The following is a 14,387-nucleotide window of genomic DNA, read 5'->3' as shown; positions in this document are numbered from 1 at the left end:
GCGACGACGGCTTCACTCGCCGAAATTGCCCTCCACCAGCTCCTTCGCCTTCTCCAGCGCCGCGGACGCCTGCGGTCCGCGCGCCCGGACGCGGATCCGGTCGCCCTGGCGCGCGCCGAGCGACATCAGGGCCAGGACGCTGTGCCCGTCGGCCTCCTGGTCACCGAGCCGCACGGTCACCTCGGCGTCGAACTCGCTGAGCGTGCGGACCAGCACCGCGGCGGGCCGGGCGTGCAGCCCGACCTCGTTGTGCAGCTCCAGTTCGACTTCGGCGGCGTCGGCCGGGTCCTCGGCGAGCTCCAGGTCCTCGGGGAGGCCGGCCGCGGCGGCGGCTCCGGCCACCGCCTTGCGGTCCCGCCCGGCCTGCGCGGCGACCGCCGCCGCGATCGCGCCCTCGACCAGCGGGCCGTCGGCGACGACCGCGGCCGACGGGTCGGCGAGCGATTCGACGGCGAGCTCGGCCGTCATCTGGGCACTGCCGAGGTCGTAGAGCAGCACGACACCGTCACCGGAGTCGGCGCGCTGGGTGGCGGCGACGACCTCGTCGTAGTCCGTGCCGATCGAGCCGTCGGAGAGGCCGCCGGCGGGCACGATCGTGACGTCCGGCGCCATCTGGGCGGCCAGCTCGGCCAGGCCTTCGGCGAGCTTCGCACTGTGCGACACGAGCACGATCCCCACGCTCACCGGGCGGCCTCCGCGAACGCCCGCAGCAGCAGCGCCGACGAGCGGGCCCCGGGGTCCATGTGCCCCACCGCGCGCTCGCCGAGGTAGGAGGCCCGACCCTTCCGCGGCACCAGCTCCACAGTGGACTCCGCGCCGGCGTCGGCCGCGTCGGCGGCCGCGGTGAGCACCGCGGCGACGTCGGCGCCGTCCTCGGCCGCCTTCTCCGCGGCCGCCACCGCGGGGATCAGGGCGTCGACCATGGTCGCGTCGCCGCCGACGGCCTTGCCGCGGGCCTGGACGCCTTCGAGGCCGGCGCGCAGCGCGTCCAGCAGCGCCGGGACGTCGAGCTCGGCGGCCGCACCCAGCTTGGCCGAAGCCCGCAGGAAAGCCGTGCCGTACAACGGGCCCGCGGCCCCGCCGACCTTGGAGATCAACGTCGTCGCGACCAGCTTCAGCACCCCGCCGGGGGTGTCCGGAACCGCGGAGTCCAGCGCCGCGACGACGGCCGCGAAGCCGCGGTTCATGTTCTCGCCGTGGTCGCCGTCGCCGATCGCGCGGTCGAGGTCGATCAGTTCCACGCGGTGCTCGGCGACCACCGCCGCCGCGGCGCGCACCGCCGCCGCGACCCCCTCGGCCGGACAGGCCATCAGAGCCCCCACCGCAGCGCCGCGGTGTTGACCGGGGCGTCCCACAGCTCGGTCAGCTCGTCGTCCAGTTTGAGCAACGTCAGACTCATCCCCTGCATCTCGAGGCTGGTGATGTACGGGCCGACCAGCCGGCGCTCGACCACGATCCCACGGTCGGCCAGCAGCCGCTCGGCGATGCCGTGGGCCAGGTAGAGCTCGACGAGCGGGGTGCCGCCCATCGAGTTGGTGAACAGCAGCACGCGATCACCCGGGGCGAACGGCAGGTCCGACACGACCGCGTCGACCATCCGCGCCACCAGCGCGTCGGCCGGCTCGGCCGGGATCCGCTCGCGGCCGGGCTCCCCGTGGATGCCGATGCCGAACTCGATCTCGTCGTCGGCGAGGTCGAAGCTGGGGGTGCCCGCGTGCGGCACGGTCGGCGCGGTGAGCGCGACGCCGATCGACCGGACCTGGCCGATCACCTTCTGCGCCAACGCGGTCACGGCGTCGAGCGAGTCGCCGCGCTCGGCGGCGGCGCCGGTGATCTTCTCCAGCAGCACCGTGCCGCCCACCCCGCGGCGGCCCGCGGTGTACGTCGAGTCCTTGACCGCGACGTCGTCGTCGATCACGACGCTGCGCACCTCGAGGCCCTCGGCGGCGGCCAGCTCGGCGGCCGTCTCGAAGTTCAGCACGTCGCCGGTGTAGTTCTTCACGATGAGCAGCGCGCCCGCGTCGCCGGTGGTGGCGGTTACGGCGGCCTGCACCGCGTCCGGCGTCGGCGAGGTGAACACCGCACCGGGCACGGCGGCGGCGAGCATGCCCTGGCCGACGAAGCCGCCGTGCAGCGGTTCGTGCCCGGACCCACCGCCGGAGATGACCGCGACCTTGCCCGCGACCGGCGCGTCGGCTCTGATCACGACGTCCGGGTCGTACTGGACACGGAGGACATCGGCGTGCGCGGCGGCGAGGCCCCGCAGCGACTCGGCGACCACGTTCGCCGGATCGTTGATGATCTTCTTCACGGCAGCCTCCGACACATCGGCGGGTGGGGTGTCCCCTTCCTACCTCTCCGCGCGGCCCGCCGCCAGATCAGGGCCGGGTCACGGTTTGGGCAGCTTGGTGACCACGTTCTTCGCGACGGCCACCGCCTTGCCGCACGGGTCGGCGTCGTTGTCGGCATAGCCCTGGTAGTCCACCTGGGCCAGTTCGACGTCGTCGCCCTGCCACGGCCGGTGCTGCCACTCGACCTTGCACCGGGCCGAACCCCCGGTCTGCTGCTTCTGGAAGCCGGTGACGCCGTTGCCGAGGTCCACCTTGGAATTGCCGTCGCCGACGAGCGGGGGCAGGCCCGGCCGGAACCCGACCGTCACCGCCGGGCCCCGGTCCTTCCACTCGCACGCGTGCAGGCCCGAGGGCGCGGGCTTCGCGGACGGCACGGCGGCGGTCACCACCGCGACGTCGGCCATCGCGCACGGATCGGCGGTCAGCACGGTGCCCGCGGGCGTCGAGTACTTCTCCGGCGAGCTGTGCAGCTTTTGGACGACGGCCTCGGCGAACGTCTGCCCGGGACGGCAGGGATCACCGGGGTAGGTGACCGTCACCTCGAGCCCCACGTCCGGGTTGAGCGCCGTCATCACGGCGACGGTGCAGTCGGTGTCGCCGGTCTTGTTCACGCGCACCGGCAGCCCGCCGGTCACCCCGGTCGTCTTGTCGGCCCGCGGCACCAATGTGCTGCCGACCTCGAGCTCGAGCCGGATCACCTTGCCGCCGGGGTCCTTCACCTTGTTGCTGCAGGTGTCGAAGGCGATCGAAGACGGCGACGGGTCGTCTTCGACCGTGCCGAGACCGAGCGCGCCGAGCGCGGTCTTGGTCAGGAACTGGCACGGCTGGATCGTGCGGAGCACGCCGACGGCGACGGCGGCGTCGGTGATCGGGCCGTCGGCGGGCTGGCCGGAGCCGGCCGCCGCGGGCACCGTCGTCCGGGCGAAGTTGGACTTGCCGAGGTCCGGCCCGCACGCCGTCAGCGGCAGCGCGAGCGCGGTGACCAGCAGGAACAGCTTCGGGAGACGGCGGCGCCGAGCGTCTGGGAACACGCGATGCACGGTAGCGGCACCTTCGCGCCGCTGTCCGGACAACCCGGCTATTCGCCCGCGACGGCCGGTGTGTCGTCGCTCTCGGTCTCGGCGGGCACGACGAGCGGGCGCACCACGGCCCAGATGACGAACAGCGCGGCGACCACCAGCATGCCGATCCCGGCCCACAGGTTGATGTTGACGTCGGCCGCCTTCTTGATCTCCTCGTCGGAGGTGAAGCCGATGCCCATCACGGTGAGGATGACGCCGTAGACGCCGATCAGCAGGGCGATGATCAGCCGGATGTCGAAGGCGCCTGCCTTGTGTGCGCGCGGCTGCGACTCGGTAGCCATTCCGACCTCCTAGAAGATGACGTTCAGGGCGATGGTCAGGACGAGCACGATGCCCGCGAGCAGGCCCGGCTTGCGGTACCAGCCCGCGTTCTCGCCCGTGGCGTCGTGCTGCCGCGTTTCCTTCGGCGTCAGCGAGTAGACCAGGCCCACCAGCTCCTCGTCCGGCTTCGGCTTGGTCGCCAGCGACACGACGACGCTCACCACGATGTCGACCACGAAGGCGACCCCGGCGGCCACGAAGCTGGTGCCCTGGCCCTCCAGGCCGATCACCCCGGCCTGCGACAGGCCCCAGATCGTGATCGCGGACGCCGTCCCGAGGACCAGGCCGCTCCAGCCGGCGTGCGGGGTCATCCGCTTCCAGAACATGCCCAGGATGAACGTCGCGAACAGCGGCGCGTTGAAGAAGGAGAACAGGTCCTGCAGGTAGTTCAGGATGTTGCCGGAGTTCGACGCGATGAACGCGGTGCCGATCGCGAGGATCGTGCCGCCCGACGTCACGATCCGGCCCAGGTTCAGGTAGTAGTGGTCCGGCTTGTCCTTCTTCACGTAGGTCTGCCAGATGTCGTACGTGAAGACCGTGTTGAACGAGCTGAGGTTCGCCGCCATGCCGGCCATGAACGAGGCCAGCAGCCCGGCGATGGCGATGCCGAGCATGCCGTTGGGCAGCAGGTCGCGCATCAGCAGCAGGAGCGCGTTGTTGAAGGTGACGCCGCTTTCGGCCTTGCCGCCGTCGAGCAGCACCTGCTTGTCCTTGACGTACTCGGACACCGTGACCGCGGCGATCATGCCGGGGATGATGACGATGAACGGGACCAGCATCTTCGGGAACGCGCCGATGATCGGCGTGCGCCGCGCGGCGGACATGCTCTTGGACGCCATCGCGCGCTGGACCTCGACGAAGTTCGTCGTCCAGTAGCCGAAGGAGAGCACGAACCCGAGGCCGAACACGATGCCCAGCACCGAAAGCAGGCTGTTGCCGAAGCCGGTCAGGTTGTCGCCGGGCCACGAGTGCAGCTGCGCGGTGCCGCCCGGGCTGTTGGTCACCTTGTCGACCAGGCCCTGCCAGCCGCCGACCTTGACCAGGCCGATGATCGTCAGCGGCACCAGCGCGATGACGATGACGAAGAACTGCAGGACCTCGTTGTAGATCGCGGCGGACAGGCCGCCGAGCGCGGTGTAGGAGAGCACGATCGCGGCGGCGACGATGATCGACACCCACAGCGGCCAGCCCAGCAGCAGGTTCACCACGCTGGCCAGCAGGAACAGGTTCGCGCCCGCGATGAGGATCTGGGCCGCGGCGAAGCTGATGCCGTTGACCAGGTGGGCCGGCTTGCCGAAGCGCCGCCGCATGAACTCCGGGACGCTGCGGACCTTGGAGCCGTAGTAGAAGGGCATCATCACGATGCCGAGGAACAGCATCGCCGGGATGGCGCCGATCCAGAAGTAGTGCACGGTCGGCAGGCCGTACTGGGCGCCGTTGGCGGACATGCCCATGACCTCGACCGCGCCGAGGTTCGCCGAGATGAACGCCAGGCCGGTGACCCAGGCGGGCAGCGAGCGGCCGGACAGGAAGAAGTCGAGGCTGCTCGACACCTGCCGCCGCGCCAGGTACCCGATGCCGAGCACGAGCGCGAAGTAGAAGGCCAACTCGATGTAGTCGATCGCGCTCGCGTCGAGTCGCAGGTTCGCATCGGCCAGTACGAGCACCCGACCCACCTCCGGCAGTTCCCTTATTCAAACAGGACAAGATCCGACAGGAATCACCAGCATCCCGTCGGATCCGGACAGTACTGCATGGATTCAGGGTCGGCACGCCGACGTGTCCACAATGGGCGGAGGGCGCGCCTCCCCCGGTCACCACCAGGGGAAACGCGCCCTCGTTCACGCGCCGCGGGAGCGGTGCGGAATCACCGGTCGGTCGGCACCGCGATCTCGCCGTCCTCCTCGATCAGCTTGGCGAGCACCGCGTCGGGCAGGTAGGTCCGGTGCGGGAAGCCCGGGCCCCACGAATTGAGGATCGGCACGGCGCCGAGCTCGTCGGCCCGCGGGTTGGCCAGCACGGAGTGCACGTCGTCGACCGACTTCGCCCAGCGGAACGCCTTGATGCCCTGCTTGGCCTCGGCGGTGTACTTCTCGCGGGCGTGCCAGTCGTCGTTGGCGTAGGAGTCGTCCCACAGGACGTGCCCGGCGTCCTTGAGCACCTCGGCCGCGGCCCGGACCGACGTGCCGTTCTCGTCACCGGGGTTGGTCTCGGGCCACTCGTCGCGCTTCTTGGCCGAGTCCCAGAGCCAGCGGGCCGCGTACTCGCTGCCGTTGAAGATCGACATGCACCGCGACCAGCCGAAGCCGACGCAGGCGCCTTCGTGGCCCTGGTCGTAGAACGCGTACCAGGCGTCGGTGTCCGGGGCGCCGCCCGGCTCGAGGCACACGCAGTGGCCGCCGCGGATGTGACCGAGCTTCTTGACGCCGGCCTTCGCGATGAAGAACTCACCGGACTTCTCGTCCTGCTCCGGCTGGTCGAAGGCCGAGTACCAGTTGACGCCGATCACGACCGGTGCCCGGGTGGGCCGGTCTTCCTCGGCCAGCGCGCCGAGCGGATACCTTTCCACGTGCCGCCAGTCGTCCGGAATGAACCGGCCCAGGCGCGGGTCGACCGGGTCGGAACCGAGTGGGCGATAACGCATGACTTCCTCCTCCGTGCAGGTCAAATGCGCGCACGTCGGCCGGCTGGCATGCGCACCCCGAGCTCGAAGGCGGACTGAAACGTTGGCACGACAGGAAAACGACGGCCGAGCGCACCACCCTCCGGCACGCCGGACGCACCGGCGGAACCCCTCGAATCGAGTGTGGCACAGCACCGTCGAATAAGATCCCGATCTCACCCGAACAGCGCACAGAATGGCGGCGAGAAAGTTTCCGCTAACCACACGCGCGCCTATCGGGTCAAAGATTTCCTCGACGAGTAATAATCACCGAATCAGATACATCGATTTCGGCATCGATTCGGTATCGACCGCAGATACCGCCCGTCCGGGCGGCCGAGGGGTCAATTTTTCAACGACGGCCGGTCAGTCCGCCACCCGCCGGAAGCGTGGCACGCGACCGGCGGGCGTCTCGACCGTCTCGGTGAACATCGGTTCCGGGCGCACCCACAGCCCGCGCTCGCCGTAGAGCGCCCGGTACACCACGAGCTCCTCTTCGGTCTCGCTGTGCCGGGCCACGCCGATCACCTCGTACTCGCCGCCCTTGTAGTGGACGTAGCGACCCGGCTCCACGTCAGAACAGCCGGAACTCGTCGGACTCGATGCCGCGGAGCTCGTCGTAGTCCAGGGTCAGGCAGCGGATCCCGCGGTCCTCGGCCAGCGTGCGGGCCTGGGGCTTGATGATCTGGGCCGCGAACACGCCCTGCACCGGGGCCAGGAGCGGGTCGCGGTTGAGCAGCTCCAGGTAGCGCGTGAGCTGCTCCACGCCGTCGATTTCGCCGCGGCGCTTGATCTCGACCGCCACCGAGCGGCCCTCCGCGTCGCGGGCCATGATGTCGACCGGGCCGATCGCCGTCGGGAACTCGCGGCGGACCAGCGTGTAGCCGTCGCCGAGGGTCTTGATGTGCTCGGCCAGCAGTTCCTGCAGGTGCGCTTCGACGCCGTCCTTCTGCAGGCCCGGTTCCGCGCCCAGGGCCTGGGAGTAGTCGTGGAAGACCTCTTCGATCGAGATCACCAGCTTCTCGCCCTGCTTGTTCTCCACGATCCAGAGCTTGCCGTCCTCGATCAGCCAGCACGGCGGGCTCATCCAGTTCAACGGCTTGTACGCACGGTCGTCGGAGTGGACCGACACCGAGCCGTCGGACTTGACGAGCAGCAGGCGGGTGGCCATCGGCAGGTGGGCGGTGAGCCGGCCGGCGTAGTCGACCTGGCACCGCGCGATCACGAGACGCACCCGAGGAGGGTAGGACAGGGTCGGTGATACTGGGCGCGTGGACCCCATTCAGCGTGTCGCGTCCCGCGAGGTGTACCGGAACAACTGGATGACGGTGCGGGAGGACGAGATCCGCCGCCCCGACGGCTCGGCCGGCATCTACGGCGTGATCGACAAACCGACGTACGCGCTGGTCATCGCGCAGGACGGCGACCGGTTCCGGCTGGTCGAACAGTTCCGCTACCCGCTCGGCGAGCGGCGCTGGGAGTTCCCGCAGGGCACCGCGCCGGACCTGGCGGACGTGCCGCCCGCCGAGCTCGCCGTGCGGGAGCTGCGCGAGGAGACCGGGCTGCGGGCCGGCTCGATGGTCGCGCTCGGCAAGCTCGACGTCGCCGCGGGCATGAGCAGCCAGCGCGGCTGGGTGTTCCTCGCCACGGACATCACCGAAGGCGAGCCGGAGCGCGAACACGAGGAACAGGACATGCGCAGCGCGTGGTTCGCCCGCGAGGACATCGAGAAGATGATCCTCGCCGGCGAGATCACCGACGCGCAGTCGATCGCCGCGTGGGCCCAGCTCACGCTGTTCGAGCGGCACCGGCCTTGAGCATCCCGCGGATCACCAGGTGGTGGAACGGCTTGATGATCGCGAAGTAGGCCGGGCCGACGCGGTTGTGGAAGTGCACGAGCGTGCCGAGCCGGAAGCCACGGGGAACCGCCTCGACCGTCAGGTACCCGGTGAGGTGGCTGTCGTCGACGCCCGCGACGAGGTAGCGCTCGGGATCGCCGGCCCGGACCGTGAAGAACGCGACCCGGTCACCGGGCGCGAACCCGACGTCCTCGGGCCGGAGCCGGCCGGACCGCGGCACGGACGCGGTGTCCAGCCGCAGCGCTTTCGCCAGCAGGTACCGGACGCCGAAGAGGGCCTTCACCCACACCGGCGACCAGCCGAACACGCCCGCGACGAACTCGCGCAGGCTGTTCTCGCTCTCGATTTCCTTGAACTCGACGTAGTCCGCGCCTTCGGCGAACGGTTCGGTCATTTCCCTCTCCCCAGTACCAGTTCCAACGCGTTCTTGAGCTCCCGCCCGGACAGCGGCGGCACGACCTGCCCGGCACCGACGACGACCAGGTACAGCGCCTGCGCCAAGCCGGCGTCGCCGCTGACCTCGGTCAGGTAGGCCACCCGGGTCCGGTCGACGCGCTCCTGGACCGCCCTCGCTTCGGCGTCCTGCAGGGCCCAGGCCCGGACGGCGATCTCCAGCCCGAGTCCGGGTCCCGGCGCGAGGACGAGCTTCAGCAGCGCGCCCAGCCTGTCCTCCGGCGCCGCGTCGGCCTGCTCCACGAACCGGGTGGTGCGCTCGGTCTCGAAGTGCTCCAGCAGGGCCGTGCGGAACCCGCCGGTGCCCTTGAAGTGGTGGTAGAAGGAGCCCTTCGACAGGCCGAGCCGCTCGGTCAGCCGCTCGATCGTCACCGCCGGCGCGCCCTGCTCGGCCAGCAACACCAACCCCGCGTCCAGCCAGTCCCGCTTGCTCGCCATGACCATACCGTACCGTATGGTATGGATCGCGGCCACGAAAAAACCCAGCCGGAGCCCAGAGCGCTCAGTCGGGCCAGGAGGGCTTGCGCTTCTCCAGGAACGCCGCCATGCCTTCGCGGGCGCCGGGCAGCTGGGACGCCGCGGCCATGACCTCCAGCGCGATCGCGTATGCGTCGGCCTCGGGCCGGTCGAGCTGGGCGTAGAGCGTCACCTTGCCCATCGACTTGCTGGCCCGGCTGCCGCGCGTCGCCCGCGAGAGCAGGTCCCCGACGGCGTCGTCGAGCTGTTCGTCGGGCACCACCCGGTTGACCAGGCCCCAGTCGAGCGCGGTCGCCGCGTCGATGACGTCGCCCGTCAGCGCCAGTTCCATCAGCCGCTTGCGGCCGATGGAGCGCGCCACCGGCACCGCCGGCGTGTGGCAGAACCAGCCACCCTTGCCGCCCGGCAGCGCGAAGCCCGCCGACTCGGCGGCCACGGCCAGGTCGCACGACGCCACGAGCTGACAGCCCGCCGCGGTGGCCAGGCCGTGCACCCGCGCGATGACCACCTGCGGGATCGACTGCATGGTCTTCATCAGGTCGGTGCACAACGCCAGCAGCTCGCGCACGCCCATCAGGTCGCGCTTGGCCACGTCGCCGAAGTCGTGCCCGGCGGAGAACACCGGTCCTGCGCCGGCCAGCACGACGCCGGTCGCGTCGGACGTCCCCGCCGCGTGGAACGCGGAGAGCAGCTCGGCGAGGTGGTCCGCGGACAGCGAGTTGCGCCGCTCCGGCCGGTTCATCGTGATCGTGACGGTGTCGCCGTCCCGGCTCATCAGCAGGTGCTCGTACATTCCCCGACCGTAGCCCCTCCGGACCGGAATGTGCGCCGGTAACTGTCCGGACCGACCCCGACCTCGGCGTGCATCCGGCGCCGCAGGTTCGCCGCCGTCCCCAGCCCGGACCGTTCGGCGACGCGCTCGACCGGCAGCGACGTCGTCTCCAGCAGCCGTTGCGCGAGCCGGACCCGCTGCACGCGCAGCCAACGTCCCGGGGTCACGCCGGTAGCGGCGGCGAACTCGCGGTGGAACGTCCGCCCGCTCATCCGCGCGTGCCCGACCAGGTCTTCCACCCCGATCCCGGAGCCGAGCCGGGCCAGTGCCCAGTCCATTGTGGACGTCAGGCCGGGCTGGGCAGCGCTCGGGGGCAACGGGGGGTCGACGTACTGCCGCTGCCCGCCCTCCCGCGCCGGCGGCATCACCAGGCGACGCGCCAGGGCGGCGGCGACGTCCGCGCCGTGGTCGCGGCGGACCAGGTACAGGCAGAGGTCGAGGCCGCCGACGACCCCCGCGGACGTCAGCACGCCGCCGTCGTCGGTGTAGAGGACGTCCCGCTGGAGGTCCGCCCGCGGCGCGACGCGGGTCAGAGCGTCGAAGTCGCGCCAGTGCGTCGTCGCCGGGCGGCCGTCGAGCAGGCCGGCGGCGGCCAGGGTGAACGCGCCGGAACACAGTCCCGCGACCGTGCGCCCGTCCCGGTGGGCCCGGCGCAGCGCCGTCACGGCGGAGGACGACACCGGCGCGAGGGGGTCGTCACGGCCCGGCGCCAGCACGAGGTCACAGCCGTCGAGCCCGGCCAGACCGTGCGTCGCCGCGACGTCACCGAACGGCGACACGGCCGTCCGCACCCGCCCGGGGCTGCACAGCCGGACGGTGAACGGGCCGATCCCGCTGTCGGTGCGATCCTGGCCCCAGACCTCGCCGATCACCGCGAGGTCGAACATCCGGGTGCCCGGCAGCAGCAGAACGCCGATGGTGCGCATGGCAGAAAAGTACCGCATCGCGCGTCTTCTGCCACTCCCCCGACGCGGCGGGAGCCCGCGAAACTCGACGGCATGACCGAAACGGCACTCATCCTGATCGACGTCCAGCGCGGGTTCGACGACCCGGAGTTCTGGGGCCCGCGCAACAACCCGGGCGCCGAAGCGAACATGAAGGCGCTGCTCGACGCGTGGCAGGAACGGCGGCTCCCGGTGGTGCTCGTGCGCCACGACTCCGTCAAGCCGGACTCGCCGTTGCGGCCCGGGCAACCCGGCAACGACTTCAAGCCCGAACTCGACGGCGCGCGGCCGGACCTGGTGTTCGGCAAGAAGGTCAACTCCGCCTTCATCGGCGATGTCGACCTCGACGCATGGCTGCGCAAGCGCGGCATCACCGGGTTCGTGGTGGCCGGCATCCAGACGAACTTCTGCTGCGAAACCACCGCGCGGATGGGCGGGAACCTCGGTTACGACGTCACTTTCGCCCTCGACGCCACGTTCACCTTCGACCTGCCGGGCGTGACCGCGGACGAGCTCTACCGCGTCACGGCGGCGAACCTGGCGAACCAGTTCGCCACCGTGAAGTCCACAAAGGACGTCCTGGCCGAGCTCAGCTGAGGCCGTGCCGCTCGCGGATCAGGCTGACGATGCCGTCCATGATCCCGGTGAGCTCGTAGTCCTTGGGCGTGAACACCCGGGCGATGCCGCGTTCGGCCAGGAGCGCGGCGTCGTGCGGCGGGATGATGCCGCCGACGATCACCGGTACGTCGCCGGCGCCCGCGGCCCGCAGGCCGTCGACGACGTGCGGGACGACCTCGAGGTGCGAGCCGGACAGCACCGACAGCCCGACGACGTGCACGCCTTCCTGCACCGCGGCCGCGACGATCTGCTCGGGCGTCAGCCGGATGCCCTGGTAGACGACCTCGAAGCCGACGTCACGCGCCCGGACGGCGACCTGCTCGGCGCCGTTGGAGTGCCCGTCGAGGCCCGGCTTGCCGACCAGGATCCGCAGCCGTTCGCCCAGCTCCGCCTCGGTTTCCCGGACCCGCGCGCGCACCCGCTCCAGCTCGGGGTCGCCCGTGCCGGCGACCGCGGCGGCGGAAACCCCGGTGGGCGCCCGGTATTCGCCGAACACCTCGCGCAGCGCGCCGGCCCACTCGCCGGTGGTCACCCCGGCCCGCGCGCAGTCCACAGTGGCCTCGAAGAGGTTCTCCGCGGTCTGCGCCCGCTCCTTCAGCGTGGCCAGCGACCGCTCGACGGCGTCGTTGTCCCGCTGCGAGCGCCAGTCCTCGATGGCGGTGACGGCCGCCTTCTCGACGGCAGGATCGATCGTCTCGATCGCCTTCGCGCCTTCGGCCTGCAGCGGCGACGGCTCGGTCGTCCCGAACTTGTTGACCCCGACCAGGACCCGCTCGCCGTTCTCCATCTCGCGGCGGTACTCGGCCAGCGAGGCGACCAGCTGCGACTTCATGTAGCCGCTCTCGACCGCGGCGACCGCCCCGCCCAGGTCCTGCACGCGGGCGATCTCTTCGCGGGCCCCGGCCATGATCTCGTCGACCTTGGCCTGGATGACGTGCGAGCCGTCGAAGATGTCCTCGTACTCCAGCAGGTCCGTCTCGAAGGCGAGCACCTGCTGCATCCGCAGCGCCCACTGCTGGTCCCACGGCCGGGGCAGGCCGAGCGCCTCGTTCCACGCGGGCAGCTGGATCGCGCGGGCGCGGGCGCCGCGGGAGAGCGACACCGCGAGCATTTCCAGCACGATCCGCTGGACGTTGTTCTCCGGCTGCGCTTCGGTCAGGCCGAGCGAGTTGACCTGCACGCCGTACCGCAGCCGGCGGGCCTTGGCGTCGGTCACGCCGTAGCGCTCCCGGGTGAGCTCGTCCCAGAGCGCGGTGAACGCGCGCATCTTGGACATCTCCTCGACGAACCGGACGCCGGCGTTGACGAAGAAGGAGATCCGCGCGACGACCTTCGCCATGTCGGCTTCGTCGACCTGCCCCGAGTCCCGGACCGCGTCGAGCACGGCGATCGCGGTGCACAGCGCGTAGGCGACCTCCTGCGTCGGCGTCGCCCCGGCTTCCTGCAGGTGGTAGCTGCAGATGTTGATCGGGTTCCACTTGGGCACGTGGTGCACGGTCCAGGCGATCACGTCGGTGATCAGCCGCAGGCTCGGCCCCGGCGGGAAGATGTAGGTCCCGCGGGACAGGTACTCCTTGATGATGTCGTTCTGCGTGGTGCCGGCGAGCTTGGCGAGCACCTCGTCCACGTCACGCCCCTCGGCTTCGGCCTGCTCACGCGCCACGGAGACGTACAGCGCGAGCAGCCACATGGCCGGCGCGTTGATCGTCATCGACGTGTTGGCCTCGGCGAGCGGGATGCCGTCGAAGAGCCGTCGCATGTCGCCGATGTGCGACACCGGGACGCCGACCTTCCCGACCTCGCCGCGGGAAAGCTGGTGGTCCGGGTCGTAGCCGGTCTGGGTGGGCAGGTCGAAGGCCACCGAGAGGCCGGTCTGCCCCTTCGCGAGGTTGCGCCGGTAGAGCTCGTTCGACGCCGCCGCGGAGGAGTGGCCGGCGTAGGTGCGCATCACCCACGGGCGGTCTCGCTCGCGGTCCGTTGGGTACGGCACTGGGCACCTCCGGCGGTGGACGTTTCGTCGAGTGTACCGACCGGTAACTTAGCTGGGCAGTGGAATCCGACACGTCCGGGTGATGCCCGGCCTGGTCCCGAGCCTGCCCTGCGCGGGCGCACGAGGACCGGCCCGGCCGAGTGCCCGATCAGGCAGCCGGGCTGTCCGCTTCCGGCGGCACCTGGCGGGCCTTGGCCTCGTCGATCGCCTTGGTGAGCAGGTCGCGGACCCGCTTGGGCTCGCCGACGCCGATCAGCGTCACCGGGCCCGGCCCGAACGCGATGGTCCCGGTGCGGGACGGTCCCGGCTTGAGCACCGGCGCGGGCAGGCCGGCCAGCTCGCTGGAGCGTTCCTTCTGCCGGAACAGACCCGACCGCGCGATGATCCGGCTGTCGGTGACCGCGTAGGTCGTGCGCCCGAGCGCGAGGTACCGCAGGACCGACCGCCCGACCGCACCGTAGAGGCCGAGCACCAGAGCGACGACCGCGGCGGCCGGAGCGAGGCCGCTCGGCGCCTGCGTGAGCAGGTACCAGAGCGCGGCGGCCGCGAGGACGAGCCCGGCAGGGGCGATCACCCCGTCCGCGGCCACGTAGAGCGGACGGTGGACCGGCTCGCCCGCCCAGAGCACGCGCTCACCGGGCCACAGCTCGATTTCCCCTGCTGACATGGCCGAACACTACTCCGGCGGAGGCCCTTCCGCCGAGCCTCACACGCGACCCGGTACCCGCCTGCACCCTCCGTGCGTGGCCGAACGCGCAACGAACCCGGTGACCGAAATCCGCGAGACCCGAGCCCACG

The 14,387-nt window shown here is 71.0% G+C and carries 17 protein-coding genes; 2 read left to right on the top strand and 15 right to left on the bottom strand.

Features of this window, described 5'->3' with window-relative positions; all coding sequences use genetic code 11:
* Nucleotides 1-12 precede the first annotated feature (12 nt).
* The 9 genes from dhaM to nucS form a co-directional block, all read right to left on the bottom strand.
* Nucleotides 13-684 (bottom strand): dihydroxyacetone kinase phosphoryl donor subunit DhaM, encoded by a 672-nt coding sequence (dhaM, locus tag ACWEGE_RS10615; RefSeq protein WP_449660189.1) that lies wholly within the window; start codon nucleotides 682-684, stop codon nucleotides 13-15.
* Entirely contained in the window at nucleotides 681-1,310 is a 630-nt protein-coding gene (gene dhaL, locus ACWEGE_RS10610; protein WP_449660188.1) for a dihydroxyacetone kinase subunit DhaL, read from the bottom strand. Before dhaL ends, dhaM begins: the two co-directional genes overlap by 4 nt.
* Entirely contained in the window at nucleotides 1,310-2,311 is a 1,002-nt protein-coding gene (gene dhaK, locus ACWEGE_RS10605) for a dihydroxyacetone kinase subunit DhaK (protein WP_449660187.1), read from the bottom strand. Before dhaK ends, dhaL begins: the two co-directional genes overlap by 1 nt.
* A gap of 78 nt (nucleotides 2,312-2,389) precedes the next feature.
* Nucleotides 2,390-3,382, bottom strand: a complete 993-nt coding sequence (locus tag ACWEGE_RS10600) for a DUF3558 domain-containing protein (RefSeq protein WP_449660186.1) — start codon at nucleotides 3,380-3,382, stop codon at nucleotides 2,390-2,392.
* Between the two features lie 47 nt (nucleotides 3,383-3,429).
* Complete coding sequence (locus ACWEGE_RS10595; RefSeq protein WP_449660185.1) at nucleotides 3,430-3,714, bottom strand: hypothetical protein; 285 nt, start codon at nucleotides 3,712-3,714, stop codon at nucleotides 3,430-3,432.
* Nucleotides 3,715-3,723: 9 nt separating this feature from the next.
* Nucleotides 3,724-5,421 carry a sodium:solute symporter family protein gene (locus ACWEGE_RS10590; protein ID WP_449660184.1) on the bottom strand — a complete coding sequence of 566 codons (1,698 nt, stop codon included), beginning with the start codon at nucleotides 5,419-5,421 and terminating at the stop codon, nucleotides 3,724-3,726.
* 200 nt (nucleotides 5,422-5,621) lie between these two features.
* Nucleotides 5,622-6,398 (bottom strand): hypothetical protein, encoded by a 777-nt coding sequence (locus tag ACWEGE_RS10585; RefSeq protein ID WP_449660183.1) that lies wholly within the window; start codon nucleotides 6,396-6,398, stop codon nucleotides 5,622-5,624.
* A gap of 384 nt (nucleotides 6,399-6,782) precedes the next feature.
* A complete protein-coding gene (locus ACWEGE_RS10580) occupies nucleotides 6,783-6,989 on the bottom strand; it encodes a DUF1653 domain-containing protein (RefSeq protein WP_449660182.1) in 207 nt (68 codons plus the stop codon).
* 1 nt (nucleotide 6,990) lies between these two features.
* A complete protein-coding gene (gene nucS / locus ACWEGE_RS10575) occupies nucleotides 6,991-7,650 on the bottom strand; it encodes an endonuclease NucS (RefSeq protein WP_167384890.1) in 660 nt (219 codons plus the stop codon).
* 37 nt (nucleotides 7,651-7,687) lie between these two features.
* Here nucS and ACWEGE_RS10570 point away from each other — a divergent pair, with 37 nt between their 5' ends.
* Nucleotides 7,688-8,233 (top strand): NUDIX domain-containing protein, encoded by a 546-nt coding sequence (locus tag ACWEGE_RS10570; RefSeq protein WP_449660181.1) that lies wholly within the window; start codon nucleotides 7,688-7,690, stop codon nucleotides 8,231-8,233.
* On the opposite strand, the gene ACWEGE_RS10565 is transcribed toward ACWEGE_RS10570, so the two are convergent.
* The 4 genes from ACWEGE_RS10565 to ACWEGE_RS10550 all read right to left on the bottom strand — a co-directional run bounded on the left by ACWEGE_RS10565 (nucleotide 8,205) and on the right by ACWEGE_RS10550 (nucleotide 10,963).
* Nucleotides 8,205-8,669: a DUF2867 domain-containing protein gene (locus tag ACWEGE_RS10565; RefSeq protein WP_449660180.1), complete on the bottom strand. Its 465-nt coding sequence runs from the start codon at nucleotides 8,667-8,669 to the stop codon at nucleotides 8,205-8,207. The genes ACWEGE_RS10570 and ACWEGE_RS10565 overlap by 29 nt on opposite strands.
* Entirely contained in the window at nucleotides 8,666-9,166 is a 501-nt protein-coding gene (locus ACWEGE_RS10560; protein WP_449660179.1) for a TetR/AcrR family transcriptional regulator, read from the bottom strand. Before ACWEGE_RS10560 ends, ACWEGE_RS10565 begins: the two co-directional genes overlap by 4 nt.
* 64 nt (nucleotides 9,167-9,230) lie before the next feature.
* On the bottom strand, nucleotides 9,231-9,998 hold the full coding sequence (locus ACWEGE_RS10555; RefSeq protein WP_449660178.1) for an enoyl-CoA hydratase-related protein: 768 nt from the start codon (nucleotides 9,996-9,998) through the stop codon (nucleotides 9,231-9,233).
* Nucleotides 9,980-10,963 carry a GlxA family transcriptional regulator gene (locus tag ACWEGE_RS10550; RefSeq protein WP_449660177.1) on the bottom strand — a complete coding sequence of 328 codons (984 nt, stop codon included), beginning with the start codon at nucleotides 10,961-10,963 and terminating at the stop codon, nucleotides 9,980-9,982. Before ACWEGE_RS10550 ends, ACWEGE_RS10555 begins: the two co-directional genes overlap by 19 nt.
* 72 nt (nucleotides 10,964-11,035) lie before the next feature.
* Here ACWEGE_RS10550 and ACWEGE_RS10545 point away from each other — a divergent pair, with 72 nt between their 5' ends.
* Nucleotides 11,036-11,578: a cysteine hydrolase family protein gene (locus tag ACWEGE_RS10545; RefSeq protein ID WP_449660176.1), complete on the top strand. Its 543-nt coding sequence runs from the start codon at nucleotides 11,036-11,038 to the stop codon at nucleotides 11,576-11,578.
* On the opposite strand, the gene ACWEGE_RS10540 is transcribed toward ACWEGE_RS10545, so the two are convergent.
* Nucleotides 11,571-13,589 (bottom strand): protein meaA, encoded by a 2,019-nt coding sequence (locus ACWEGE_RS10540; RefSeq protein WP_449660175.1) that lies wholly within the window; start codon nucleotides 13,587-13,589, stop codon nucleotides 11,571-11,573. The genes ACWEGE_RS10545 and ACWEGE_RS10540 overlap by 8 nt on opposite strands.
* A 148-nt stretch (nucleotides 13,590-13,737) precedes the next feature.
* Complete coding sequence (locus tag ACWEGE_RS10535) at nucleotides 13,738-14,256, bottom strand: PH domain-containing protein (protein WP_449660174.1); 519 nt, start codon at nucleotides 14,254-14,256, stop codon at nucleotides 13,738-13,740.
* Between the last annotated feature and the right edge of the window lie 131 nt (nucleotides 14,257-14,387).

Source organism: Amycolatopsis sp. NPDC004747 (genome assembly GCF_053601335.1).
The sequence above is the reverse complement of the archived record's forward strand: the minus strand, read 5'-3'. Positions and strand labels throughout refer to the sequence as shown.